The organism is Streptomyces showdoensis, assembly GCF_039535475.1.
Classification (GTDB): Bacteria; Actinomycetota; Actinomycetes; order Streptomycetales; family Streptomycetaceae; genus Streptomyces; species Streptomyces showdoensis.
In genome coordinates, this window is sequence record NZ_BAAAXG010000026.1 from 2639508 (window position 1) to 2663491 (window position 23984).

The 23984-nt window shown below is 71.7% G+C and carries 25 protein-coding genes and 1 riboswitch; of the genes, 17 read left to right on the forward strand and 8 right to left on the reverse strand.

The window, feature by feature from the left end; genetic code table 11:
* The first annotated feature begins 166 nt into the window (after positions 1-166).
* Entirely contained in the window at positions 167-1750 is a 1584-nt protein-coding gene (locus ABD981_RS24990; protein WP_345530384.1) for an RDD family protein, read from the forward strand.
* Positions 1751-1832: 82 nt separating this feature from the next.
* On the opposite strand, the gene ABD981_RS24995 is transcribed toward ABD981_RS24990, so the two are convergent.
* Positions 1833-2936 carry a S1C family serine protease gene (locus ABD981_RS24995; protein ID WP_046912212.1) on the reverse strand — a complete coding sequence of 368 codons (1104 nt, stop codon included), beginning with the start codon at positions 2934-2936 and terminating at the stop codon, positions 1833-1835.
* 191 nt (positions 2937-3127) lie between these two features.
* Between ABD981_RS24995 and ABD981_RS25000 the strand changes: the two genes are divergently transcribed.
* On the forward strand, positions 3128-3835 hold the full coding sequence (locus ABD981_RS25000) for an RDD family protein (protein WP_046912211.1): 708 nt from the start codon (positions 3128-3130) through the stop codon (positions 3833-3835).
* A 30-nt stretch (positions 3836-3865) separates the two neighbouring features.
* Here the strand turns inward: ABD981_RS25000 and ABD981_RS25005 are convergent, their stop codons facing one another.
* On the reverse strand, positions 3866-4156 hold the full coding sequence (locus ABD981_RS25005) for a hypothetical protein (RefSeq protein WP_046912210.1): 291 nt from the start codon (positions 4154-4156) through the stop codon (positions 3866-3868).
* A gap of 333 nt (positions 4157-4489) precedes the next feature.
* Here ABD981_RS25005 and ABD981_RS25010 point away from each other — a divergent pair, with 333 nt between their 5' ends.
* Both ABD981_RS25010 and ABD981_RS25015 read left to right on the forward strand, forming a co-directional pair.
* Positions 4490-6907, forward strand: a complete 2418-nt coding sequence (locus ABD981_RS25010; protein ID WP_046912209.1) for an immune inhibitor A domain-containing protein — start codon at positions 4490-4492, stop codon at positions 6905-6907.
* A gap of 144 nt (positions 6908-7051) precedes the next feature.
* Positions 7052-7348: a hypothetical protein gene (locus tag ABD981_RS25015; protein ID WP_046912208.1), complete on the forward strand. Its 297-nt coding sequence runs from the start codon at positions 7052-7054 to the stop codon at positions 7346-7348.
* A 74-nt stretch (positions 7349-7422) separates the two neighbouring features.
* Here the strand turns inward: ABD981_RS25015 and ABD981_RS25020 are convergent, their stop codons facing one another.
* The gene (locus ABD981_RS25020) at positions 7423-8016 is read right to left on the reverse strand and encodes an isochorismatase family protein (RefSeq protein WP_046912207.1); all 594 of its coding nucleotides are present in this window, start codon (positions 8014-8016) and stop codon (positions 7423-7425) included.
* 160 nt (positions 8017-8176) lie between these two features.
* Positions 8177-9505 (reverse strand): nicotinate phosphoribosyltransferase, encoded by a 1329-nt coding sequence (locus ABD981_RS25025; RefSeq protein WP_046912206.1) that lies wholly within the window; start codon positions 9503-9505, stop codon positions 8177-8179.
* Between the two features lie 100 nt (positions 9506-9605).
* Between ABD981_RS25025 and clpS the strand changes: the two genes are divergently transcribed.
* From clpS to ABD981_RS25045, 4 genes are all read left to right on the forward strand, one after another.
* Positions 9606-9911, forward strand: a complete 306-nt coding sequence (gene clpS / locus ABD981_RS25030) for an ATP-dependent Clp protease adapter ClpS (protein ID WP_046912205.1) — start codon at positions 9606-9608, stop codon at positions 9909-9911.
* Entirely contained in the window at positions 9911-10495 is a 585-nt protein-coding gene (locus ABD981_RS25035; protein ID WP_046912204.1) for a DUF2017 domain-containing protein, read from the forward strand. Before clpS ends, ABD981_RS25035 begins: the two co-directional genes overlap by 1 nt.
* A gap of 322 nt (positions 10496-10817) precedes the next feature.
* Positions 10818-12275, forward strand: a complete 1458-nt coding sequence (locus ABD981_RS25040) for an amino acid permease (protein WP_046912203.1) — start codon at positions 10818-10820, stop codon at positions 12273-12275.
* Between the two features lie 87 nt (positions 12276-12362).
* Complete coding sequence (locus tag ABD981_RS25045; protein ID WP_046912202.1) at positions 12363-12788, forward strand: M67 family metallopeptidase; 426 nt, start codon at positions 12363-12365, stop codon at positions 12786-12788.
* 65 nt (positions 12789-12853) lie between these two features.
* Here the strand turns inward: ABD981_RS25045 and ABD981_RS25050 are convergent, their stop codons facing one another.
* Positions 12854-13852, reverse strand: coding sequence for a GlxA family transcriptional regulator (locus ABD981_RS25050; RefSeq protein WP_240495489.1), 999 nt, complete (start codon positions 13850-13852; stop codon positions 12854-12856).
* A gap of 72 nt (positions 13853-13924) precedes the next feature.
* Between ABD981_RS25050 and ABD981_RS25055 the strand changes: the two genes are divergently transcribed.
* The 7 genes from ABD981_RS25055 (at position 13925) to ABD981_RS25085 (ending at position 19034) form a co-directional block, all read left to right on the forward strand.
* Positions 13925-14563 (forward strand): HD domain-containing protein, encoded by a 639-nt coding sequence (locus ABD981_RS25055; protein ID WP_046912201.1) that lies wholly within the window; start codon positions 13925-13927, stop codon positions 14561-14563.
* 18 nt (positions 14564-14581) lie between these two features.
* Positions 14582-14699, forward strand: a riboswitch (cobalamin riboswitch).
* A 38-nt stretch (positions 14700-14737) separates the two neighbouring features.
* Entirely contained in the window at positions 14738-15709 is a 972-nt protein-coding gene (locus ABD981_RS25060; protein WP_046912200.1) for an ABC transporter substrate-binding protein, read from the forward strand.
* Positions 15706-16734, forward strand: a complete 1029-nt coding sequence (locus ABD981_RS25065) for a FecCD family ABC transporter permease (RefSeq protein WP_046912199.1) — start codon at positions 15706-15708, stop codon at positions 16732-16734. Before ABD981_RS25060 ends, ABD981_RS25065 begins: the two co-directional genes overlap by 4 nt.
* Complete coding sequence (locus ABD981_RS25070; RefSeq protein WP_046912198.1) at positions 16731-17528, forward strand: ABC transporter ATP-binding protein; 798 nt, start codon at positions 16731-16733, stop codon at positions 17526-17528. The genes ABD981_RS25065 and ABD981_RS25070 overlap by 4 nt, the downstream gene beginning before the upstream one ends.
* Positions 17529-17572: 44 nt before the next feature.
* Positions 17573-17689 (forward strand): putative leader peptide, encoded by a 117-nt coding sequence (locus ABD981_RS25075; RefSeq protein ID WP_338058663.1) that lies wholly within the window; start codon positions 17573-17575, stop codon positions 17687-17689.
* Positions 17690-17799: 110 nt separating this feature from the next.
* The gene (locus ABD981_RS25080) at positions 17800-18078 is read left to right on the forward strand and encodes a MoaD/ThiS family protein (protein ID WP_046912197.1); all 279 of its coding nucleotides are present in this window, start codon (positions 17800-17802) and stop codon (positions 18076-18078) included.
* A 5-nt stretch (positions 18079-18083) separates the two neighbouring features.
* Positions 18084-19034: a PLP-dependent cysteine synthase family protein gene (locus ABD981_RS25085; RefSeq protein ID WP_046912196.1), complete on the forward strand. Its 951-nt coding sequence runs from the start codon at positions 18084-18086 to the stop codon at positions 19032-19034.
* A gap of 96 nt (positions 19035-19130) precedes the next feature.
* Here the strand turns inward: ABD981_RS25085 and ABD981_RS25090 are convergent, their stop codons facing one another.
* Positions 19131-19616, reverse strand: a complete 486-nt coding sequence (locus tag ABD981_RS25090) for a type II toxin-antitoxin system PemK/MazF family toxin (RefSeq protein ID WP_345530385.1) — start codon at positions 19614-19616, stop codon at positions 19131-19133.
* A 200-nt stretch (positions 19617-19816) separates the two neighbouring features.
* On the opposite strand from ABD981_RS25090, the gene ABD981_RS25095 reads away from it, so the two are divergent.
* Complete coding sequence (locus tag ABD981_RS25095; RefSeq protein ID WP_046911992.1) at positions 19817-20569, forward strand: MBL fold metallo-hydrolase; 753 nt, start codon at positions 19817-19819, stop codon at positions 20567-20569.
* A gap of 81 nt (positions 20570-20650) precedes the next feature.
* Here ABD981_RS25095 and ABD981_RS25100 read toward each other — a convergent pair whose 3' ends face one another.
* Both ABD981_RS25100 and ABD981_RS25105 read right to left on the reverse strand, forming a co-directional pair.
* Positions 20651-21916 carry a PTS transporter subunit EIIC gene (locus ABD981_RS25100; RefSeq protein ID WP_046911991.1) on the reverse strand — a complete coding sequence of 422 codons (1266 nt, stop codon included), beginning with the start codon at positions 21914-21916 and terminating at the stop codon, positions 20651-20653.
* 276 nt (positions 21917-22192) lie between these two features.
* On the reverse strand, positions 22193-23494 hold the full coding sequence (locus tag ABD981_RS25105) for a PTS transporter subunit EIIC (protein ID WP_046911990.1): 1302 nt from the start codon (positions 23492-23494) through the stop codon (positions 22193-22195).
* A 246-nt stretch (positions 23495-23740) separates the two neighbouring features.
* On the opposite strand from ABD981_RS25105, the gene ABD981_RS25110 reads away from it, so the two are divergent.
* Entirely contained in the window at positions 23741-23974 is a 234-nt protein-coding gene (locus ABD981_RS25110; protein WP_018517946.1) for a PTS sugar transporter subunit IIB, read from the forward strand.
* Positions 23975-23984 lie beyond the last annotated feature (10 nt).

Sequence of the window (23984 nt, forward strand, 5' to 3'; positions counted from 1 at the left end):
GTGACGAAATCGGGGTTCCGTCCCTCGAAGGCGGCCTTTCTGCCGGGCTCTTTCTCCCCGCGGGGGCGTTCTTCGTTACTGTCCTCCTTGGATGCGGCGCGGCCGGGGGCGCGACCGCGCGCACCGGAGCGGATCAAAGACGTTGTGACTGAACGGAGTCGGGGCAGTGGCTACTCCTCCTGGAGGCGGCGGAGAGGTACCGCAGGCGGGCTACTACCCGGATCCGTCGATCCCCGGGTACATCCGGTACTGGAACGGCGGCGCCTGGGTGCCCGGCACGAGCCGTCCCGCGCCCGACGAGGGTGAGGCCCTCCCGGCCCCGCCCGTCTCGGTCGTGCCGCCCCAGCCGGCCCCGAGCCCGGCGCCCGCCCCGGTGCTCCCCTCCGTCCCCGCGGTCGAGGAGACCGGACCGGTCTTCCTCGACGACGACCCCGGGCCGTCCGCGGCCCCGCAGGAACCCGCCTCGGCCTGGCACGCGACCACCTCCGTCCAGACGGGCTTCGGCGGCGAGCGCGACCAGAAGGTCTCCTGGGGCCGGGACGACCCTTCCGCCCCCGGCGCCCCCGCCCCGCAGCCCCCGGCCGACCCGCGCGCCGGCGCCGCCCCGGCCTGGCCCCAGGCGGGCACCGGACCGGCCGCCGACCCGCGCCGGGCCGAGCCCGCGCGGGAGTGGTCCGCCGCGCTGCCGGGCCAGGGCCCGGCCGGCGGTACGGGCGCGGAGACGGCCGCCCCCGCCGCGCAGGACCGGCGGGACGCGCCCGCGCCCGCCCTCCCCGCGCCCGGAGCGGCCGCGGGACCGGCCGCCGCGGGACCGGCGGCCCTGCCGGTCCAGGGGGCCGTCGGCGCCTCGGCAGCGGCCGCCGCTCCCGCCGGTACGGCCCAGGGCACCGCGCCCGTGTGGCCCGCGGCCGGCGGTTCGGCCGACGAGCGGTCGGGTGTGCCGGGCCGGCCCTCCCCCTCCGCGGGCGCACCGGCGGGCGCGGGCGGTGCCGCCGCCGGGACCGCCTCCGCCTCTCCCGCGCGGCTCGGCGGGATGCCCGTATCGCCCTCCTGGGCCCAGCAGGCGGCCCAGCCGCTGCCGCCGCAGGCCGTACAGCCCGCGCAGCCCGAGGCCCGCGCGGCGCACCCGGCCCCGCAGGCCCCGCACCCGGCCCCGCAGGTCCCGCAGTCGGCCCAGCAGGCCGCCCCGGCGGCCCGGCCCGAACCCGTGCTCCCCTGGAAGCCCCCCGTGGAGGACCCCTTCGCGGCCCTCGCGCAGGCGCAGGCCTCCGCGCGGCCGGCGGGGCTGGGGCGGCGGCTGGTCGCGCGGCTCGTCGACACCGTCGTGCTCGGGGCGATGGTCGGGGCCGTGTCGTACCCCTTCGTCACCGGCGCGGTCGAGCACATCGACGGCAAGATCGAGGCGGCCAAGCAGTCCGGCGTCACCGTCCAGGTGTGGCTGGTCGACTCGACGACCTCCGTGCAGTTCGGCATCGTCCTCGCCGCGCTCCTGGTGCTCGGCGCGCTCTACGAGGCGCTGCCCACGTCCCGGTGGGGGCGGACGCTCGGCAAGAAGCTGTGCGGGATCGAGGTGCGGGACATCGAGGGGCACGAGCCGCCCGCCTTCGGCGCCGCGCTGCGCCGCTGGCTGGTCTACAGCGTGCTCGGGCTGCTCGTCCTCGGGGTGCTGAACGTGCTGTGGTGCCTGTTCGACCGGCCCTGGCGGCAGTGCTGGCACGACAAGGCGGCCCGCACCTTCGTCGCCCGCTAGGCCGCGTCTTCCGGATCAGGCCGGATCGGGCCGCGGCGCCAGGCGTCGCGGGCCCGGCACGATCCGGAAGACGCGGCCTGGGTCAACCGGTCCCGCTCGTCCCGCTCGTGGCGGTGTTCTTGCCGAGCACGAGGTTCGTGGTCCACGGGTCGCCGAACTTGATGCTCTCGTTGGGGTCGTCGAAGGTGTAGACACCGTCGAGCGGGATGGTCTCTCCGGGGCCGGAGGACTGCAGGACGTCGCAGACCTCGCCGACGGACGCCACGGGGCTGTCCTTCATGGTGGTCATCGCGTCCATGGGTGCCAGGTCGGCCTTGGCCGCCGGCGAGTTGCTGGAGACGCCGACGACGAGCACCCCGGTGACCTGGGCGTCGACCAGTTTCTTCTGCCGCGCCTGGACGTCGGACTGGTACTCCGCCGCGAAGTCGTCGACGACCGTCGGGTCGTCGATGGCCTTCAGGTACCAGCCGGGATCGTTCTTGACCTGGCCCGCGGCCAGCGAGTCGAGGATCGGGCGGGCGTGGTCGGAGGTGATCGAGTAGAACTGCCCCTGGGTGTCGCCGGTCACGCTCAGCACGTTGATCCCGACCACCTTGTCGTCGGCGTTGAGCAGCGGCCCGCCGGAGTTGCCGGGGTTGACCGTGGCCGAGTGCTGGATCGTGGAGGGGTAGACGGGGAGCGAGGTGGAGGGCTCCGCGTTCTGGACGTCCGGGTTCTGCACCGAGCCGCTCGTGAAGGCGGGCTTCTGCGTGTCCCCCTGGCTGCCGAGCGAGGCCGGGTAGCCGAGCGCGACGACCGTGTCGGCCGCCTGGAGGTCCTTGCTGTCTCCGAACTCCAGCGCCTTCAGGTCCGACTGCGGCGAGGTGAAGGCGAGCACGGCCAGGTCCTGGCAGGGGTCGATGCCGACGACGCGCACCGGCGCCGCCGGCCGGTCCCCCACGACCGCCTTCAGCGCCGCCTCGCCCTGCACCACGTGGGCGGCGGTCGCGATGAGCCCGCGGTCGGCGTCGTAGACGAATCCGGTGCCGGACCCGAGCTTCCCCAGGACGTGCACGGTCCCGGGCGCGGACCGCTCGTAGATCTCCTTGGGATCCATGTCGTCCGCGTACGCCGTCGTGCCGCCGGCCGTCAGACCGAGTACGAGAGCCGCGGCTCCGGCCGCGGCACCCCTGGCCCGTACGTTCATGAGCTCGCCGCCTTTCCCGCGACGGAAGGCCCCTCTTCAGGCTAGGTCGGGTACGGGGAGCGGTCCTGTGCAACGGTCAAGCATTGAACGGACAAGCATCCGCGGGCGGCCGGACGGCCGGCCCGGCCCCCCGTCCCCCGAACGGGCCGCGATCGATTGCGGGGGTCCGGCGCCCGGGGTGCACTGCCCCCATGAGCAACGATCAGCCGCCGCCCTCCCCGGGCCAGCCGCCGGAGGACGATCCGTTCGCCAAGCGCCCGCCGGACCCGACCCCGCCGCCCCCTCCCGAAGGCGGCCCTCCGCCCGGTGCGCCGCCGCCCGGCGCGCCCCCGCCGGGGAACCCGTACGACAACGCGCCGCCCCCGCCCCCGCCCTACGGCGGCGGGTACGGCGGCGGCTACGGCGGGGCCGATCCGCTCGCCGGGATGCCGCCGCTCGCCGAGACCGGCCGGCGCGTCGCCGCGCGGATCATCGACTGGCTGATCATCGCGGTGCCGCTCGCGATCATCGGCATCCCGTTCGACGTGTACCAGCGGGCCACCGACTCGGACAACGACTTCGGCGACACGGTCAACAGCCTCAACGGCGGCGGGCAGCTCGTCTTCCAGCTGATCACCATCGTCGCGTACGTCGGCTACGACACCTTGATGACCGCCAAGCGCGGGCAGACCCTCGGCAAGAAGTGGCTGAAGCTGCGGGTCGCGATGCTCAACGACGGCTCCACGCCCTCGATGAACACGTCCCTGATCCGCGCGATCGTGCTGTGGCTGCCCGCGCTGATCTGCTGCGCCTGCCTGTGGCCGCTGCTCCTGCTCATCCTGATCCTGGTCGACAAGCCCTACAAGCAGGGTCTGCACGACAAGGCCGCCAAGACCGTGGTGGTGCAGGTCGCCCCGTAAGGGGCGAAAAGGGCGGGACGTGACGAGGGGTTACGAACGGATCCGGGTGTCGGCCCCCGCGCCCACGCGCGCGGCCGGTACTCGGATCTCCTCGTCCGCGCCGGCCCCGGGGGCGGGCGCGGCGGAGCCGCCGGAGGGGTTGACGGGCCGCTTCCGTACCGGCATCGTCACCGCCACCAGCACCCCGAGGATCAGTCCCGCGGCGCAGATCGCCGCGATGCCGAGCGTCGTGGTCGTGCCGGAGAGCAGCAGCAGGGCGACGGTCGCGAGCACGACGGTGGCCGAACCGTAGGCGGACTGTGCGGCGTTCGGACGCTGCATGACGGGTACCGTCCCTCGGGCGATCGCGTGGCAATGGGCGACTCTACGACGGTGGATGCCCGAGGGGAACCGGAAGTAAGCGTGACCTAACCCACGGTGCAGATGCACAGGGGGCGCAGGGGCGCACGATTCGCCGTCCGGGCGACGCCCGGTGTTCGGCATGCGTTCGATTATCGGAAGTCCGCTCCTGCATAGTGCAGTTGGCCTGCACAAGTCAAGATCTGTCTTTTCTCCGGCAACTCCGGTCGAATGTCGTCACTTGTGACGCGCAAACCCGCCGGCGGATACCCCACACCGGTCCGCGGCGAGGGGCGCCGGGGAGGACAAATCCAAGTGACCAACAGACGACGGGCGATCCGAGCGTCCGCAGTCGTCGTGGCGCTCGCGGCCACCGCCGCCACCGCCTCGACCTTCACCACCGCGTGGGCCGACAACCACGGCAGCGTGCCGGCCGCGGCGGCGCCCGGGGCGCGCTCCGTGGACAAGACCACGGTCGACCACGACCTCGACGGCCCGTACAGCAAGCAGCAGGAGCAGCAGCGCAAGGCTGCCCTGGAGCAGGTGCTGAACGGCGAGAGCAAGATCGAGAACCGGGGCGGCTCGAAGGTCGTCAAGCTCGACAGCAAGAAGTACGTCGAGCTCGGCCGCGAGAAGACCGACAAGATCTTCACCATCCTCGTCGAGTTCGGCGACCAGGTCGACAACACGACCCTGGTCGACCGCAAGGACGACGACACCCCGGACCTGAAGCCGAAGTACGGCGGCACGCCCGGCCCGCTGCACAACCGCATAGCCAAGCCGGACCGTGCGCACGACAACTCCACGGCCTGGCAGGCGGACTACAACCAGCAGCACTTCCAGGACCTGTACTTCGGTACCGGCAAGGACAAGAAGGGGCAGCAGAAGCAGTCCCTGAAGACCTACTACGAGAAGACCTCGTCCGGCCGCTACTCGGTCGACGGCGCCGTCTCCGACTGGGTCAAGGTCCCGTACAACGAGGCCCGCTACGGCTCGAACTACTGCGGCCAGACCAACTGCGCCAACGTGTGGGACACCGTGCGCGACGGCCTCGTGGCCTGGAACGCGGACCAGAAGGCCAAGGGCAAGACCGACGCCGAGATCAAGGCGACGCTGGCGCAGTACGACCAGTGGGACCGCTACGACTTCGACGGCGACGGCAACTTCAACGAGCCCGACGGCTACATCGACCACTTCCAGATCGTCCACGCGGGCGAGGACGAGTCGGCCGGCGGCGGCGCCGAGGGCACCAACGCCCTGTGGGCCCACCGCTGGTACGCCTACGGCACCGACGCGGGCAAGACCGGTCCGGCCAACAACAAGTCCGGCGGCACCCCGATCGGCAACTCGGGCATCTGGGTCGGCGACTACACGATGCAGCCGGAGAACGGCGGCCTCGGCGTCTTCGCCCACGAGTACGGCCACGACCTCGGTCTGCCGGACCACTACGACACCAACGGCGGCGAGAACTCCACGGGCTTCTGGACCCTCATGTCCTCCGGCTCCTGGCTCGGCACCGGCAAGGACTCCATCGGCGACCTCCCCGGCGACATGAACGCCTGGGACAAGCTGCAGCTCGGCTGGCTGAACTACGCCAAGGTCAACGACTGGCAGCGTGGCACCAAGACCACCCACAAGCTGGGCGTCTCGGAGTACAACACCAAGAACCCGCAGGCGCTCGTCGTCGAGCTGCCGAAGAAGTCGGTCACCACCGACGTCGTGGCCCCCGCCGAGGGTGCCTCGCAGTGGTGGAGCAACATGGGTGACGACCTCAAGAACACCCTGACCCGCTCCGTCGACCTGACCGGCAAGACGTCGGCCTCCCTGGAGCTCCAGGGCTGGTACGACATCGAGCAGGACTACGACTACCTGTACGCCGAGGTCTCCACCGACGGCGGTGCCAACTGGCACGCCCTCGACGGCACCGCCGACGGCAAGCCGCTCCAGAAGGACGCCTCCGGCGCCCCGGCCCTGACCGGCGCCTCGGAGAAGCACCAGAAGCTGGTCTACGGCCTGGACGCGTACGCGGGCAAGAAGTTCGACCTCCGCTTCCGCTACCAGACGGACGGCGGCGCGGGCGGCAAGGGCTTCACCGCCGACGCCATCACGCTGACCGCCGACGGTGCCGCCGTCTTCTCGGACAACGCCGAGAACGGTGACAACGGCTGGGTCGCCAAGGGCTTCTCGCGCATCGGCAAGGGCTTCGCGAAGGAGTACGAGCAGTACTACATCGCGGAGAACCGCCAGTACGTCTCGTACGACCAGACCCTCAAGGTCGGCCCGTACAACTTCGGCTTCACCGGCGACAAGGCCAGCTGGGTCGAGCACTACCCGTACCAGAACGGTCTGCTGATCTGGAAGTGGGACCTGTCCCAGAAGGACAACAACACCTCCCAGCACCCGGGTGTGGGCCGCATCCTCCCGATCGACGCCCACCCGAGCCCGATGAAGTGGGGCGACGGCACCCTGATGCGCGGCCGCATCCAGGCGTACGACTCCCCGTTCAGCATCTCCCGCACGGACGGCTTCCAGCTCCACAAGGCCGGCGTCGGCACCTGGGTCCCGTCCCAGGCCGGCAACCCGACCTTCGACGACCGCAAGGGCGTCTACTGGTTCAAGGAGACCGAGCGGGCCGGTGTCCAGGTAACTGACACCAACACCAAGATCCAGGTCGTCAAGGAGGCCAAGGACGGCTCCACGATCACGGTCCAGGTGGGTCCCTCGACCAAGTAACGACGAGTTTTTCTGAGTCGTCGCAGGTCAAAGCATGATCGGCCGTCGCCCCCTAGCGGGCGGCGGCCGATCGTGTTTAGGTGCGTCTTACGGCTTCGGCCGTCCGACCTTATTGACAGTCGTTCCACGGGGGAGTGGTTCCGCATGCCCAATGGAGGGTTCTGCAGACTGCCGGGAGGCAGTGTCGTCGTCGCCATAGGACTGCCCAGCCCGGCCGGCGACGGGGCCACCGTCCGCTTCCTGGTGCACGCCGCGAACCGTGCCCGCGCCCTGACCCGGCTGCGGAACCTGGGCCTGCGGGCGGTCTACCTCCGGGGCAACACCGAGCCGCCGACCCCGGACGAGATCACGGCGGTGCTGCACCACCCGGACGGGATGCTGTGGCGGATCACCGCGCAGGAGCTCTGGCACCCCATACGCTCGCTCCCGAAGGCCGCGTAGGCCGCGACGCAGGGGTTCCCGGCGCCCGGGGCGCCCGGCGCCCGGGGCGCCCGGCGCCCGGGCGCCCCGGGCGCCTAGCCGGCGACGACGGGCTTCCCGGTGAGCTCCACGCCCGCCGCCCGCAGCTGTTCCAGCGCCCGCTCGGTGGTCTCCTTGGCCACCCCGGCGGTCAGGTCGAGCAGCACCTGGGTGCGGAAGCCCTCGCGGGCCGCGTCCAGGGCGGTCGCCCGCACGCAGTGGTCGGTGGCGATGCCGACCACGTCGACCTCGGTGACCCCCCGCTCCCGCAGCCACTCGGCGAGGGTCGCGCCGTTCTCGTCCCGGCCCTCGAAGCCGCTGTACGCGGCGTCGTAGGCGCCCTTGTCGAAGACGGCGTCGACCGCCCCCGAGGCCACCGCCGGCGCGAAGTTCGGGTGGAAGCCCACGCCCTCCGTGCCGGCGACGCAGTGTCTGGGCCAGGACTCGACGTAGTCCGGCCGCTCGGAGAAGTGGGCGCCCGGGTCGATGTGGTGGTCGCGGGTGGCGACCACGTGCCGGTAGGCGGCGCCGGCCGCCTGGCCGACCAGGTCGGTGACGGCGGCGGCGACGTCCGCGCCCCCCGCCACGGCGAGGCTGCCGCCCTCGCAGAAGTCGTTCTGAACGTCCACGACGATCAATGCGCGGTGCATGGCGGGTGTCCTTAGCGCGTCGGATGGGGTGGGTTGTGAGCCTAGAGACTTCCCCCTCCCGAGGGGAGGGGGCGTCTCCCTGGCGTTTCGCGCGCCCCCGGGGAGCGCGCGTCGGGCCCCGGCGGTCACGCGTACCCGGCGGCTACGCGTGCTCCGTCTGTCACACGTACTCCGTCGGCAGCACCGGCTCGCCCCGGGACAGCTGGATCGCGGACATCGGCAGCCCGGCCCGGGCCGCGATGTGCCGGGAGCGCGCCGCCTCCAGGGGCTCGCGGGCCACCACGTCGCCGCCCTTCACCAGCTCCACCAGGAGCTGGCGGTCGACCAGCCCGGCCGGGACCGGGCCGGTGCCGACGACCTCGGCCTCGGCGACCCCGTCGGCGTCGGTCCGGCGGGCCGCCCACTTGCGGCCGCCGATGGAGGCCTTGCCGCCCACGGACTTCTTGGCGACCGGGGTCAGCGGCGCCTTGGGGTCGGCCGAGGAGGCCCGGGCGACCAGCTTGTAGACCATCGAGCAGGTCGGGTGCCCGCTGCCGGTGACCAGCTGGGTGCCCACCCCGTACGCGTCGACCGGCGCCGCCGCCAGCGAGGCGATGGCGTACTCGTCGAGGTCCGAGGTGACCACGATCCTGGTGTCCCGCGCGCCCAGCTCGTCGAGCTGGGCCCGCACCCGGTGGGCGACGAGCAGCAGGTCGCCGGAGTCGATCCGGACCGCCCCGAGCCCGGTGCCGGCCACCTCGACGGCGGTGCGGACGGCCTCGGCCACGTCGTAGGTGTCGACCAGGAGGGTGGTGCCGCTGCCCAGCGAGTCGACCTGGGCCCGGAAGGCGTCCCGCTCGCTGTCGTGCAGCAGGGTGAAGGCGTGGGCCGAGGTGCCGACGGTCGGGATGCCGTAGCGGAAGCCGGCCGCCAGGTCCGAGGTGGAGTCGAAGCCGCCCACGTAGGCGGCGCGCGAGGAGGCGACGGCGGCGAGCTCGTGGGTGCGCCGGGCGCCCATCTCGATGAGCCGCCGGCCGCCCGCGGCGGCCGACATCCGGGAGGCGGCGGCCGCGATGGCGGAGTCGTGGTTGAGGATCGACAGGATCACGGTCTCCAGCAGCACGCACTCGGCGAAGGAGCCCTCGACCCGCAGCACCGGCGAGCCCGGGAAGTACACCTCGCCCTCCGGGTAGCCCCAGATGTCGCCGGAGAAGCGGTAGCCGGCGAGCCACTGGAGGGTCGGCTCGTCGACGATGGCCCGCTCGCGCAGGAAGCCGATCACGTCCGCGTCGAAGCGGAAGTTCTCGACGGCGTCGAGCACCCGTCCGATGCCCGCGACCACGCCGTAGCGCCGCCCCTCGGGCAGCCGGCGGGTGAAGACCTCGAAGACGGACCGGCGGTCCGCCGTGCCGGCCCGGAGGGCCGCCTGGAGCATCGTCAGCTCGTACTGATCGGTGAAGAGCGCGGTCGACGGCACGTCCACCGGCAACCCAAGGTCCGCAGCGTTCATATGAGGATGCTACCGCAGTATTCGTCACTCTGACGAATACTGGCGCGCCGTGGGCGACCCGTTTGTGCGGCGGGCCGGTCAGGGTGGCAGCATGGGGTAAGTGAGCGTTGCGCCTATCGAGATCGAACGGACCGAATCGGCCGAGGAGGTCTCCGCCGTCGTCGAACCGGACGTGCCCTGGGTGACCCTCGTGCACAACGACCCGGTCAACCTGATGAGCTATGTCACCTACGTCTTCCAGGCGTACTTCGGCTACTCCAAGGACAAGGCGCACAAGCTGATGCTCGACGTGCACCACAAGGGCCGCGCGGTGGTTTCCAGCGGCACCCGCGAGGAGATGGAACGGGACGTGCAGGCGATGCACGGCTACGGACTGTGGGCGACCCTCTCCCAGGACCGCGGCTGATGGCCGGCCGCTTCGAGGCGATCCCCGGCGGTGGCGCCGCCATCGCGCTCGACGAGGTCGAGATCTCCATCCTGCGCTCGCTGGCCGTGCAGCTCATGGAGCTGATCGGGCCGGGCGAGGAGCCGGTGGAGGGCGAGGACCCGCTGGCCGCGCTCTTCGCCGAGGGCCCGAGCGAGCCGCCCTCCGACCCGGCGCTGCGCCGCCTCTTCCCCGACGCGTACGGGGACGACAGCGACGAGCTGCGGCAGGCCGCGGCCGACTTCCGCCGCTACACCGAGAACGACCTGCGCACCCGCAAGCGCGAGGACGCGCTCGCCGTGGTCCGCAGCCTCGACTCGCTCGCCGCCGACGCGGCCGGCGAGAGCGGCGCGGTCCTCAAGCTGGACCCGAAGGGCTCCCGGGCCTGGCTCGGCGCGCTCAACGACCTGCGGCTGACCATCGGCACCCGCCTCGACGTGACGGACGACGACGAGAGCGAGCAGCTGTACCGGCTGCCCGACTCCGATCCGCGCAAGCCGATGGTGATGGCGTACCTGTGGCTGGGCGCGCTCCAGGAGTCCCTCGTCGAGACGCTGATGGCGTAGCGGGAGCCCCTCGAAAGGGGCTGTTCGCTCAGCGGACGCTCAAATCCGGATAACGAATACGTTATCCAACTGCCCCTCTTTGCTCCATTGAGTCCCTTTTGTCCACCTTTTTGTGTGGTGCGCGCCACAGGTGCCCCCGTCGATCACGGATAAGCCCGTGATAAATCTTCACGACCACCCGGGGACGCCACCCCTGTTCCCGGGGGCGCTTTGGCCGGCTGACCGCCGGTAGCACTCCATCCATATCCGGGGGGATCAGGACCTGATCCGCAGCAGACGCACTCGCAGTCGCGCGGATCGGCATGGAGAAAGGCGCACCACCATGACCTCAGTGCAGGTCGACAAGCAGCACGACGGCAATGAGGCCGCGGACTCCGCCTCGGGCGAGGGTTACCACCGGGCACTCGGCGCCCGCCAGATCCAGATGATCGCGATCGGCGGCGCCATCGGCACCGGACTGTTCCTCGGGGCGGGCAAGGGCATCTCCATCGCGGGACCCAGCCTGATCCTCGCGTACGCCATCGCGGGCCTCGTCATCTTCTTCATCATGCGGGCGCTCGGCGAACTCCTCATGTACCGCCCGGTGTCGGGCTCCTTCTCGGAGTACGCCCGCGAGTTCATCGGCCCGTTCGCGGGCTTCGCGACCGGCTGGACGTACTGGCTCTTCTGGGTCGTCACCGGCATCACCGAGGTCACCGCCGCCGCGACCTACATGACGTACTGGTGGGACATCCCGCAGTGGCTCTCCGCCCTGGTCTTCACCGTGATCCTCTACGGCGCCAACCTGATCTCCGTGAAGCTCTTCGGCGAGCTGGAGTTCTGGTTCTCGATGGTCAAGGTCACCGCGATCGTCGGCATGATCCTCATCTGCGCCGGCATCCTCACGCTCGGCTTCTCCGACGCCGGTGACACCGCCTCCGTCACCCACCTGTGGGACCTCGGCGGCTTCTTCGCCGGCGAGAACGGCATCGGCTCCACGCTGATGACCCTGCAGATGGTCATGTTCGCCTTCCTCGCGGTCGAGCTGGTCGGCGTGACGGCGGGCGAGTCCAAGGACCCCAAGACGGTCCTCCCGAAGGCCATCAACACCGTGCCGTGGCGCATCGCCGTCTTCTACGTCGGCGCGCTGATCATGATCCTGTCGGTCGTCCCGTGGACCGAGTTCAAGCCGGGCGTCAGCCCGTTCGTCGCGGCCTTCGAGAAGATGGGCCTCGGCGTCGGCGCCGCGATCGTCAACTTCGTCGTCCTGACGGCCGCCCTGTCCTCCTGCAACTCGGGCATGTACTCCACCGGCCGCATGCTGCGCGACCTCGCGCTCAACGGCCAGGGCCCGAAGGTGTTCACCCGGCTGACCAAGTCCGGCACCCCGCTGGTCGGCACCACCGTCTCGGCCGCGCTGATGATGGTCGGCGTCTGGATCAACTACCAGTGGCCCGGCGAGGCGTTCAACTACGTCGTCTCCTTCGCCACCATCTCCGGCATGTGGGCCTGGATCGTCATCCTGATCTGCCAGATCCGCTACCGGATCAAGGCCGACCGCGGCGAGCTGCCGCAGTCCTCGTTCAAGGCGCCGGGCGGCATCTGGTTCAGCGCCTTCTCGCTGGCCTTCCTCGTGATGGTCGTCGTGACCATGGGCATGGACCAGAACAACCGGGTCGCGCTGTACGGCGCGCCGGTCTGGGGCCTGCTCCTCGCCGTCTCCTACCTGGTGCTCAAGGCCCGCAACCCCGAGGGCTCCGCCTTCGCCAAGCGGTCCGACCGGGAGTCGGTCGAGTCCTGACCTGCCCCTGACCTGCCCCGTCTCAGCATCCGGGCCGTTCCGTACCACTTCTCGGTACGGAACGGCCCGTCTGCTTATCCTCTAGGCATGCTGACCATCACCCGGGTCCTGTACGACCAGATCGTGGAACACTCCCGCGCGGACCACCCCGACGAGGCCTGCGGCGTGGTCGCCGGCCCGGCCGGCAGCGGGCGCCCCGAGCGCTTCATCCCGATGCTGAACGCGGCGCGCTCGCCCACCTTCTACGAGTTCGACTCCGCCGACCTGCTGAAGCTCTACCGCGAGATGGACGACCGGGACGAGGAGCCCGTGATCGTCTACCACTCGCACACGGCGACCGAGGCCTACCCGTCCCGTACGGACATCTCCTACGCCAACGAGCCGCAGGCCCACTACGTCCTCGTCTCCACCGCCGACACCGACGGCGCCGGCCCCTTCCAGTTCCGCTCGTACACGATCGTCGACGGCGTCGTGACCGAGGAAGAGGTCCGGGTCGTCGAGGCCTACGCGTAGGACCGCGCCGAGCGCCGGGCACCGCGCGAACCCGCGCCGGGGACGCTCCGGCTCCGGCCGGGGTCCTACGCCTCCGGGGCGGACCCCGGACCGGACGCCGTCGTCGTCGTCCGGAACCGGGCCACGTACGCGGAGGGCGTGACCCCGAAATGCCGGGCGAACGCCCGCCGCAGGCTCTCGTCGCTGCCGAGCCCGCTCCGCGCCGCCGCCCCCGTCACGCTCGCCCCGCCCTCCAGGAGCAGCCGGGCCGCCTCCACCCGCACCCGCTCCACGTACGCCGCCGGGGTCACCCCCGTCCGGTCCCGGAACAGCCGCGCCAGATGCCTCACGCTCACCCCGGCCCGCCGGGCCAGCGCCGGCGCGCTGTGGTCCGCCGCCGGATCCGCCGCCACCGCGTCGAGCAGCGGCCGCACCACCGGATGGCCCGTCGGGGGAGTGCGGGAGGCCGCCGAGAACTGCGACTGGCCGCCCGGCCGCTGCAGGAACACCACCAGGTCCCGGGCCACCGCGCGGGCCGCCGCCGCCCCGCGGTCCTCCTCCAGCAGGGCCAGGCACAGGTCGATCCCGGCCGTCACCCCCGCCGAGGACCACACCTCCCCGTCCCGTACGTGGATCGCGTCCGCCAGCACCTCGACCGCCGGATGGCGCCGGGCCAGCTCCGCCGCGTGCTCCCAGTGCGTGGCCGCCCGCCGCCCGTCCAGCAGCCCGGCCGCCGCCAGCGCGAACGCGCCCGTGCAGACCGAGGCCACCCGCGCCGAGCGGGCCGCCAGCTCCGCCACCTGCGGCCCCGCCGCCACGCACCGGGCCACCTCCACCGCCCCCGGCACGATCAGCGTGCCCACCGCCGTCACCGTCCCGGCCGCCCCGTCCGCGCCGATCCGCAGCCCGCACGAGGTCCGCACGTCCCGCCCGTCGGGCGTGCAGACCCGCACCCGGTAGGGGGCCCCGGCCGTGGCGAACACCTCCAGGGGCGCCGAGACGTCGAGGAGGCGGACCCCGTCGAAGGCGAACACCCACACGTCGTGGGCCGGCTGCGGGCGCGGTGAGGTCTGCACGGTCGTCACGGGTCCGATTCTGTGGGATGCCTGTCCTCAGGGACATGGCGGGCCCGGGGCCGCCGGAGCGAGGCTGGTCCCATGAACCCGCTGACGCTGATCCCCGACACCGCCCTCGCCGCCGCCGCCACCGAGCTCGTCCGCGACACCACCGACGAGCTGATCTACCACCACTCCCGCCGCGTCCACCTCTTCGGCGCCCTCCAGGGCCGCGCCCGCGGCCTCGCGTACGACCCCGAACTCCTCTACGTCGGCGCGATGTTCCACGACCTCGGCCTCGGCGCGAAGCACCACTCCTCCGGCCGCCGCTTCGAGGTCGACGGCGCCGACGAGGCCGCCGCGTTCCTGCGCTCCCACGGGATCGGCGAGGACGCCGTCCGCCGGGTGTGGACCGCCATCGCGCTCCACACCACCCCCGGCGTCCCGGAGTTCATGGAACCCGAGGTCGCCCTGGTGACCGCCGGCGTCGAGTACGACGTCCTCGGCATCGGCTACGGGGACCACGCCGCCGTGACGCCCGGGGAGCGGGCCGCGATCGTCGCCGCCCACCCGCGCCCGGACTTCAAGAACCGCATCCTCGCCGCCTTCGCCGAGGGCGTCGGCCCCAAGCCGGAGACCACGTTCGGCAACGTCAAGGCCGACGTCCTGCGCCACTTCGTGCCCGGATTCGAGCCCGGCGACTTCGTCGAGACGATCCGCACCTCCGCCTGGCCCGCCTGACGGCGAGTGAGAGACTGTCGGGAAACGAGGGCGGCAGGACCCAGGAAGCCGGTGCGAATCCGGCACGGTCCCGCCACTGTGACCAGCCCCTGACCAGGGCCGGAAGCCAGGAACTGACCTGCCGCCTGCCAGCACCGACCGGGGACGCGGAGATCCCCGTCTGGAGGCCTTCCCATGTCCTGGCGCCGCCCGCTGCTGCCCGCCGCCGTCCTCATACCCCTGCTCGCCGCCTGCTCGGCGCCCGCGAGCACCCCCGCCGGCGGCAAGGCCGCCGCCGGCTTCCCGTACACCGTCACCAACTGCGGGGTGACGACCACCTTCCAGGCCCCGCCGAAGCGCGCGGTGACCATGAACCAGCACGTCACCGAGGTCATGCTCGCCCTCGGCCTGCAGAAGTCCCTGGTCGGCACCGCCTACCTCGACGACGCCGTCCTCCCCGCCTACAAGAAGGCGTACGACGCCGTCCCCGTGCTCGCCAAGGAGTACCCCTCCAAGGAAGCGCTGCTCGCCGCCGGCCCCGACTTCGTGTACGGCGGTTACGCCTCCGCCTTCGACGCCAAGGCCGGCCGCTCCCGCGACGACCTCAAGCGCTCCGGCATCGCCTCCCGCCTCAACACCGAGTACTGCCCCTCCGGCGCCGGCGCCCTCGACGACGTCTACCGCGAGGTCGCCGAGGTGGGCCGCACCTTCGGCGTCCCCGACCGGGCCGAGGCCTGGAGCCGCGAGGCCCGCGCCGGGGTCGCCGCCGCCGAGAAGCGGCTCAAGGGCGTCGCCCCCGTCTCCGTCTTCGTCTACGACAGCGGCGACAAGACCGCCTTCACCGCCGGCGGCAAGGGCATCGGCAACGAGCTGATCACCCGCGCCGGCGGCCGCAACGTCTTCGCCGACCTCGACAAGACCTTCGGCGACGCGAGCTGGGAGCAGGTCGTCGCCCGCAAGCCCGACGTGATCGTCATCTACGACTACGGCTCCACCACCGTCGAGCAGAAGAAGCGCCGCCTCCTGGAGGACCCGGCGCTGCGCGAGGTCCCGGCCGTCAAGAACCGCCGCTTCGCCGTGCTGCCGCTCTCCGACGCGGTCCTCGGCGTCCGCGCCCCCGCCGCCGTCGGAAAGCTGGCCGCGCAGCTCCACCCCGCCGCACGGTGACCCGGCTCCGCCACACGGCGGTCGTCGCCGGACTGCTCGTGGCGCTCGCCGCGGCCGTCGTCGCGGCCCTCGCGCTCGGCTCCGTCCGCATCCCGCCCGGCCAGGTGCTCGACGCCCTGACCGGGCGGGCCGGGCCCTCGCCGTACCGGACCATCGTGCTCGACGTCCGGCTGCCCCGGGTGCTGCTCGGGGCGGTCGTCGGCGCCGGGCTCGCCGTCGTCGGCGCGGTGCTCCAGGCCCTGGTCCGCAACCGGCTCGCCGACCCGTTCCTGCTCGGGATCTCCTCCGGCGCCTCCGCCGGCGCGGTGCTGGTCCTGGTCCTGGGCGGCGGCGCCGGGATCGTCGGAGGCGTCAGCACCGCCGTCGCCCTGCCCGCCGGGGCCTTCGCCGGCGCCCTGCTCTCCCTCGTCCTCGTCTACGGCCTGGCCCGGCGCGGCGGCACCATGACCGGCGCCCGGCTGGTCCTCGCCGGGGTGGCCGTCTCGTACATCCTGTCCGCCCTCACCACCCTGCTCCTCGTCCTCGCCGGGCGGCCCGAGCAGTTCCAGGAAGCCCTCTTCTGGTCCCTCGGCGGACTCGGCAGCGCCCGCTGGGACAGCCTCGCGCTGCCCGCCGCCGTCCTCGCCCTCGGCATCGGCGCCCTGCTCACCCTCGCCCGCCCGCTCGACCTGCTGCTCGTCGGCGAGGAGGGCGCCACCGTCCTCGGCCTGGACACCGCCCGCTTCCGCGCGGCCGTCTTCGTCCTCGCCTCCCTGGTCACCGCCGTCATGGTCGCGGCCAGCGGCGCCGTCGGCTTCGTCGGCCTGATGGTCCCGCACGCCGCCCGCATGGCCGTCGGCGCCCCGCACCGGCGCCTGCTGCCGGTCGCCGCCCTCGGCGGGGCGCTCGCCCTCGTCCTCGCCGACCTGGCCGCCCGCACCGTCGCCGCGCCCCAGGACATCCCCGTCGGCGTGCTCACCGCCCTCACCGGCGGCCCCTTCTTCCTCTGGCTGATGCGCCGCCGCGCGGACGGAGCGACCCTGTGACCCCCCGCACCGCCGAGCTCCGGACCGAGTCCCTCTCCTACGCGGGACGGCTGTACGAGGCCGACCTCGTCGCCCGCCCCGGCGAGACCGTCGGCCTCGTCGGCCCCAACGGCAGCGGCAAGACCACCCTGCTGCGCTGCGTCTACGGCACCCTCGCCGCCACCTCCGGCCGCGCCCTCCTCGACGGCGACGACCTGCGGACGCTCGGCCCCCGGGCGCGGGCCCGCCGGGTGGCGACCGTGCCGCAGGAGAGCGGCCTGGAGTTCGAGCTGACCGTCCGCGAGCTGGTCGCCCTCGGCCGCTCCCCGCACAAGCGCTTCTGGGAGGGCGACACCGAGCGGGACCGGGAGCGGGCGGACGCGGCGCTGGACCGGGTCGGCATCCTGGACCTCGCCGACCGCCCGTACCCCGCGCTCTCCGGCGGCGAACGGCAGCGGGCCCTCGTCGCCCGGGCGCTCGTCCAGGACCCCGCCCTGCTCGTGCTCGACGAGCCCACCAACCACCTGGACATCCGCTACCAGCTGGAAGTCCTCTCGCTCGTGCGCGACTTGGGCACCACCAACCTCCTGGCCCTGCACGACCTGACCCTCGCCGCGGCCTACTGCGACCGGCTCTACGTCCTGGACCGGGGGAGGATCGTCGCCGAGGGCCCGCCGGCCGAGGTGCTCACGCCGGCCCTGCTGGCAGCCGTCTACGGGGTGGAAGCCGAGGTCATCCCGCATCCCGCCACCGGCACGCCGCTGGTCGTCTACCTGCCTCGTCCGCCGGTTGGTCAGAATCTGTCCGTCATGTGAGATCACATTCCGGAACCCGGACCGGGAATCGATACGATGAGCCCATGGTTTCCCACGACGTGAGCGAAGAGACGCCGGGCACACCCCTGCTCGTCGCGCGCCTGCACGTCGACCTGTGCCGCCTCGCCAGCGCGATCTGTACGCCGCGCGCCGCGCTCTGAACGACCGGGCCGAGCGCACCTCACCCGCAAGACCCCCCGCGCGGGGGCCAGAGCCGCGCGCCCAGTACGCCACCCGCCCTTCCGAGCTTGTTCCGACAGGAGCCCACCCCATGGCCATCGAGGTCCGCGTCCCGACCATCCTCCGCACCTACACCGACGGCGCCAAGGCCGTCGAGGGCAGCGGTGACACCCTCGCCGAGCTCTTCGCCGACCTGGAGTCCCGCCACGCCGGGATCGAGGCCCGCATCGTGGACGGCGGCAAGCTGCGCCGCTTCGTCAACGTCTACCTGAACGACGAGGACGTCCGCTTCCTCGACGGCATCGACACCAAGCTCACCGACGGCGACAACGTCACGATCCTGCCCGCGGTCGCGGGTGGCATGGTCTGATCCACATGCGCTACGACTCCCCGCTGGCGGCGGTCGGCAACACGCCCCTGGTCCGGCTGCCGCGGCTGTCCCCCTCGGACGAGGTCCGCATCTGGGCCAAGCTGGAGGACCGCAACCCCACCGGCTCGGTCAAGGACCGCCCCGCGCTCCACATGATCGAGCAGGCCGAGAAGGACGGCCGGCTCACCCCCGGCTGCACCATCCTGGAGCCCACCAGCGGCAACACCGGCATCTCGCTCGCGATGGCCGCCAAGCTCAAGGGCTACCGGATCGTCTGCGTCATGCCGGAGAACACCAGCGAGGAGCGCCGCCAGCTGCTCGCCATGTGGGGTGCCGAGATCATCTCGTCCCCCGCGGCGGGCGGCTCCAACACGGCGGTCCGCGTCGCCAAGGAACTCTCCGCCGAGAACCCTTCCTGGGTGATGCTCTACCAGTACGGCAACCCGGACAACGCGGGCGCCCACTACGCCACCACCGGCCCCGAGATCCTGGCCGACCTGCCGTCGATCACCCACTTCGTGGCCGGCCTCGGCACCACCGGCACCCTCATGGGCGTCGGCCGCTACCTGCGCGAGCACAAGCCCGACGTCCGGATCGTCGCCGCCGAACCGCGCTACGACGACCTGGTCTACGGCCTGCGCAACCTCGACGAGGGCTTCGTCCCCGAGCTGTACGACGCCTCCGTCCTCACCACCCGCTTCTCGGTCGGCTCCGCCGACGCGGTCACCCGCACCCGCGACCTGCTCCAGCAGGAGGGCATCTTCGCGGGCGTCTCCACGGGCGCGGCCCTGCACGCGGCCATCGGCGTCGGCAACAAGGCGGTCAAGGCGGGAGAGAGCGCCGACATCGTCTTCATCGTGGCGGACGGCGGCTGGAAGTACCTGTCGACCGGCCTCTACACCGCGGCGACCACGGAAGAGGCGATCGCGGCGGTGCAGGACCAGCTCTGGGCGTAGCCCGCACCACCCGCACCACCCGCACCGTTCGATCGCCCGCACCACCCGCACCGCTCGATCGCCGCACCCCCGCGCACCGCACCGTCACCGCACGGCTCAGCGCGCCAGATGGCGGACCTGGTCCCAGACCACCGGGTCCGCCGTTCCCACCTTGCGGCGGAAGTCCACCACCGGCACGTCCCGCAGCTCGTCCGTCTCCAGGAAACTCGGCCGGCCCTGCGCGTCGCCCACCGAGCCGGGCGGCAGCGCGATCACCCCGGGGCGCTCGTCGTGGTACTTGCTGGTGATCTTGGCGACCAGCGCGCTCTCGCCGCGCAGCCCGAGGACCAGGCACGGCCGGTCCTTCGAACCCGGCCCGTCCTCGAACGGCACCTCCGCCCACCAGATCTCACCGGGCCGCGGCAGCCGCGCCGGGGCCCTCCCCGCCGGGGCCCGGCCGCGCGGCGGGGCCGGACGCGTCGGCCGTGCGGGCGGGCGGGTCCGGCCGAGGGGCCGGCGGTCCGGGCGCCGCCGTCCGGCGACCGCCACGACCAGGGCGATCACCACGCCCGCGACCAGCGCGGGCCACCACGACGTGTCCATACCTCAAGACCGTACCGGCACGGCCCCCGCACCGCCCGGGTGCCCCGCCATCCATCCGAACCGGTGACAGAGCCCGTGAGTTCGCCCACAACGGGCCGCCACGGAGGAGCGACGCGCCGTAGTGCCCCGTACGCTCGACAGATCGCACGACCTCCCCTCCCGCGCGCTTTCCCGCACCCGTCCACGGAGGTTCACGCTCCATGAAGCTCACCGTCGTCGGCTGCTCAGGGTCGTTCCCGTCCGCGGAATCGGCCTGCTCGAGCTACCTCGTAGAGGCCGACGGCTTCCGGCTGCTCCTCGACATGGGCAACGGTGCCCTGGGCGAGCTGCAGCGCCACATCGGTCTGTACGACCTGGACGCGATCTTCCTCAGCCATCTGCACGCCGACCACTGCATCGACATGTGCGGCTATTTCGTGGCGCGCTACTACCGCCACGAGGGCGGCCGCTGCGAGGCCATCCCCGTCTACGCGCCGGAGGGCGCCGAGCAGCGGCTGACCACGGCGTACGCCGACACGCCCTCGCCGACCGCGATGGGCGAGGTCTTCGACTTCCGGACGCTGAAGTCGGCCGCCTTCGAGATCGGCCCGTTCTCCGTGCGGACGGAGAAGGTGTGCCACCCGGTGGAGGCGTACGCCATCCGCGTCGAGCACGGGGGCCGGGCGCTGACCTACTCGGGCGACACCGGGGTGTGCGACGCGCTGGACGAGCTCGCGCGCGGGGCGGACCTCTTCCTGTGCGAGGCCTCCTTCACCCACGGCAAGGAGGACATCCCGGCCCTCCACCTCAACGGCCGCGAGGCCGGCGCCCAGGCCGCCCGCGCCGACGTGGGCCGTCTGGTGCTGACCCACATCCCCCCGTGGACGGACGGCGAGCGCAACCTGGCGGACGCGCGCGAGGTGTACCCGGGACCGGCGGAGCTGGCGCGCGCGGGCGCGGTGTACGAGGTCTGACCTCGCCGTACGCGCACGGGGAAGGCCCCGGAACCCTGAGGGTTCCGGGGCCTTCCGTCGCACGGGGGTGCGGGCGGGGACTCACGCCTTGGTGAGGTCCTCGATCTCCTCCTCGGGCTCGCGGCCCGGGGTGGGGAGGTTGAACTTGGTGATGGCGAAGCGGAAGACCACGTAGTAGATGGCCGCGAAGACGAGACCGATCGGGATGATCATCCAGGGCTTGGTCGCCAGGTTCCAGTTCAGCAGGTAGTCGATGCCGCCGGCGGAGAAGGTGAAGCCGGCGTGGACACCGAAGGCCCAGGTGACGGCCATCGAGACGGCGGTCAGTACGGCGTGGATCGCGTACAGGACCGGCGCGATGAACATGAACGTGAACTCGATCGGCTCGGTGATGCCGGTGACGAAGGAGGTCAGCGCGAGGGAGACCATCATGCCCATCACGGCCTTGCGGCGCTCGGGGCGAGCGGCGTGGGCGATGGCGATGGCGGCGGCCGGGAGGCCGAACATCATGATCGGGAAGAAGCCCGACATGAAGATTCCGGCGCTCGGGTCACCGGCGAAGAAGCGGTTCAGGTCACCGTGGACGACCTCGCCGGCGGCGTTGGTGAAGTCGCCGATCTGGAACCAGGAGACCGTGTTCACGAACTGGTGCATGCCGACCGGGATCAGCGCGCGGTTGATGAGACCGAAGAGGCCCGCGCCCCCGGCGCCGAGGCCGGTCATCCACTCGCCGAAGTTGGAGATGCCCTCGCCGATCGGCTCCCAGACCAGGCCGAAGACCACGCCGACGGCGGTGCCGACGAAGGCCATGATGATCGGGACCAGGCGGCGGCCGTTGAAGAAGCCGAGCCAGTCGACCAGCTTGGTGCGGTGGAAGCGCTGCCACAGGACCGCGGAGAGCAGACCCATGAGGATGCCGCCGAGCACGCCCGGGTTGTTGTACGTCGCGGCGACGTCGACACCCTTGTTGGCGGTCGTGTTGATCACGGCCTCGGTGACGGGGAAGGCCTTGAGGACGTTGCTGTAGACCAGGAAGCCGACGAGGGCGGCGAGAGCGGTCGAGCCGTCGGCCTTCTTGGCGAAGCCGATGGCGACGCCGATACAGAAGAGCAGCGGCAGGTTGTCGAAGACAGCACCGCCGGCCGTGGCGAACACGGAGGCGACCTTGTCCCATCCGAGCCCGTCCTTGCCGAACACGTCGGGCTGACCGAGGCGGAGCAGAATACCCGCGGCCGGCAGTACGGCGATCGGCAGCTGCAGGCTGCGACCGACCTTCTGCAGGCCCTGGAACAGGCCGGATCCGCGCTTCTTCGCGGGAGCGGCGGCCTGGGCGGTGGCCGTACTCATCAACTTCCTCCAGTAGGCAAGGCGCCGCCAGAGGACAGTGAAAGGGGGTGACGGCGGCGTCTCGTGGAACGCGGTGGTCTGGACCGCGTGGTCTACACCAATTAATGGTGTAGACCAGTTGTAGCACGTGTGACTTAGATAAGGAACCTTCGAATTTTGTGGGCTCAGCCATAGCCGGACAACCGACGACATAAGGCCCCCGGACCAGGGGTCCGAGGGCCTTGCGGAGGGGGCGAAAGGTGGTCCATCGCCCCGGGGGAGGGGGGTCGGAAGGGCCTACGCCTTGGTGTTGTCCCGCTCCAGTTCGTCGCCCACCTCGTCCGGTTCGCGGCCCGGGGTCGGGAGGTTGAACCTGGTGATCGCGAAGCGGAAGATCGCGTAGTAGACGACGGCGAAGCACAGGCCGATCGGGATGATCAGCCACGGCTTGGTGGCCAGGCCCCAGTTGATCACGTAGTCGATCAGGCCGGCCGAGAAGCTGAAGCCGTCGTGTACGCCGAGGGCCCAGGTCACCGCCATCGACACACCGGTCAGCAGCGCGTGGATCGCGTACAGCACCGGGGCGATGAAGAGGAACGAGTACTCGATCGGCTCGGTGATGCCGGTGACGAACGAGGTCAGGCCGACCGAGAGCATCATGCCGCCGACCTCCTTGCGCCGGTGCGGCTTGGCGCAGTGGGCGATGGCCAGGGCGGCGGCCGGCAGGGCGAACATCATGATCGGGAAGAAGCCCGAGGTGAACTGACCGGCGGCCGGGTCGCCCGCCAGGAACATGCTGATGTCACCGTGGACCACCGTGCCGTCCGGCTTGGTGTACGAGCCGAACTGGAACCAGACCGGCACGTTCAGGAACTGGTGCAGACCGATCACCAGCAGCGCGCGGTTGGCCACGCCGAAGATGCCGGAGCCCCACGAGCCGAGTCCGACCAGCCAGTCGCTGAAGCTCTCCAGACCGTCGCCGATCGGCGGCCAGATCCACAGGCAGAGGGCGGCGAAGGCGATGCCGACGAAGGCCATGATGATCGGGACGAGCCGGCGGCCGTTGAAGAAGCCGAGCCAGTCGACCAGCTTCACCCGGTGGTAGCGCTGCCAGAAGAAGGCGGCCAGCAGGCCCATGATGATGCCGCCGAAGACGCCGGGGTTCTGGTACGTGTACCCGGCGAAGGTGTCACCGGCGCCGAGGCAGCCGCCGTTGATGTCCTTGGTGCCCTCCGGGCAGGACTTGGGGAAGGCGTGCAGCACGCCCCGGTAGACGAGGAAACCGGCCACGGCGGCGAGGGCGGTGGAGCCGTCCGCCTTCTTCGCCATGCCGATCGCGACGCCGATGCAGAAGAGCAGGGGCAGGCCGAGGTCGGCGTCGAGGAGCGCGCCACCGGCTCCCGCCATGACCTTGGCGACGTTGGTCCAGCCCAGGCCCTCGTCGCCGAAGACGTCCGGCTGGCCGAGCCGCCCGATGATGCCGGCCGCGGGGAGGACGGCGATGGGCAGCTGCAGGCTGCGGCCCATCTTCTGCAGCCCTTGGAAGAAGCCGTTCCAATGCGACTTCTTCGGTGCGGCTGCGGCGCTCGTACTGCTCATCGGCGTCCTCCCTGACCCGACATGGCCCCGGAACAATCCGGACCAGGCTCTCGTTCACACTGGTGTAGACCAGTTGCGATAGGCTCCCCGGGGCCGATCGAGGGCAGGCCGCCGGTGATCGTCATCATTCGGCAGAACGGCGGACTTCGCTCGCGAGACTGGTCCAACCGTGGGTTACCGTGACAAAGCGGACCTCCGGTGCGCCGAGACTCACGTTCTTTGAACGGAACGGACAGGGAGAAACACATGGCCAGCAAGGCTGAGAAGATCGTCGCCGGGCTCGGTGGGATCGAGAACATCGAAGAGGTCGAGGGCTGCATCACCCGCCTCCGCACCGAGGTCATCGACCCGTCCAAGGTCGACGAGGCCGCCCTCAAGGCCGCCGGCGCCCACGGCGTCGTGAAGATGGGCACCGCCATCCAGGTCGTCATCGGCACCGACGCGGACCCGATCGCCGCGGACATCGAAGACATGATGTGAGCGGTCGCCT

Excerpts from the sequence above, each read along its gene's own strand:
- ABD981_RS24995 (WP_046912212.1), bottom strand. The coding sequence starts at position 2,936 with ATGAACGTACGGGCCAGGGGTGCCGCGGCCGGAGCCGCGGCTCTCGTA.
- ABD981_RS25000 (WP_046912211.1), top strand. The coding sequence starts at position 3,128 with ATGAGCAACGATCAGCCGCCGCCCTCCCCGGGCCAGCCGCCGGAGGAC.
- ABD981_RS25005 (WP_046912210.1), bottom strand. The coding sequence starts at position 4,156 with ATGCAGCGTCCGAACGCCGCACAGTCCGCCTACGGTTCGGCCACCGTC.
- ABD981_RS25015 (WP_046912208.1), top strand. The coding sequence starts at position 7,052 with ATGCCCAATGGAGGGTTCTGCAGACTGCCGGGAGGCAGTGTCGTCGTC.
- ABD981_RS25020 (WP_046912207.1), bottom strand. The coding sequence starts at position 8,016 with ATGCACCGCGCATTGATCGTCGTGGACGTTCAGAACGACTTCTGCGAG.
- ABD981_RS25025 (WP_046912206.1), bottom strand. The coding sequence starts at position 9,505 with ATGAACGCTGCGGACCTTGGGTTGCCGGTGGACGTGCCGTCGACCGCG.
- ABD981_RS25035 (WP_046912204.1), top strand. The coding sequence starts at position 9,911 with ATGGCCGGCCGCTTCGAGGCGATCCCCGGCGGTGGCGCCGCCATCGCG.
- ABD981_RS25040 (WP_046912203.1), top strand. The coding sequence starts at position 10,818 with ATGACCTCAGTGCAGGTCGACAAGCAGCACGACGGCAATGAGGCCGCG.
- ABD981_RS25045 (WP_046912202.1), top strand. The coding sequence starts at position 12,363 with ATGCTGACCATCACCCGGGTCCTGTACGACCAGATCGTGGAACACTCC.
- ABD981_RS25055 (WP_046912201.1), top strand. The coding sequence starts at position 13,925 with ATGAACCCGCTGACGCTGATCCCCGACACCGCCCTCGCCGCCGCCGCC.
- ABD981_RS25060 (WP_046912200.1), top strand. The coding sequence starts at position 14,738 with ATGTCCTGGCGCCGCCCGCTGCTGCCCGCCGCCGTCCTCATACCCCTG.
- ABD981_RS25075 (WP_338058663.1), top strand. The coding sequence starts at position 17,573 with ATGGTTTCCCACGACGTGAGCGAAGAGACGCCGGGCACACCCCTGCTC.
- ABD981_RS25080 (WP_046912197.1), top strand. The coding sequence starts at position 17,800 with ATGGCCATCGAGGTCCGCGTCCCGACCATCCTCCGCACCTACACCGAC.
- ABD981_RS25085 (WP_046912196.1), top strand. The coding sequence starts at position 18,084 with ATGCGCTACGACTCCCCGCTGGCGGCGGTCGGCAACACGCCCCTGGTC.
- ABD981_RS25090 (WP_345530385.1), bottom strand. The coding sequence starts at position 19,616 with ATGGACACGTCGTGGTGGCCCGCGCTGGTCGCGGGCGTGGTGATCGCC.
- ABD981_RS25095 (WP_046911992.1), top strand. The coding sequence starts at position 19,817 with ATGAAGCTCACCGTCGTCGGCTGCTCAGGGTCGTTCCCGTCCGCGGAA.
- ABD981_RS25100 (WP_046911991.1), bottom strand. The coding sequence starts at position 21,916 with ATGAGTACGGCCACCGCCCAGGCCGCCGCTCCCGCGAAGAAGCGCGGA.
- ABD981_RS25105 (WP_046911990.1), bottom strand. The coding sequence starts at position 23,494 with ATGAGCAGTACGAGCGCCGCAGCCGCACCGAAGAAGTCGCATTGGAAC.
- ABD981_RS25110 (WP_018517946.1), top strand. The coding sequence starts at position 23,741 with ATGGCCAGCAAGGCTGAGAAGATCGTCGCCGGGCTCGGTGGGATCGAG.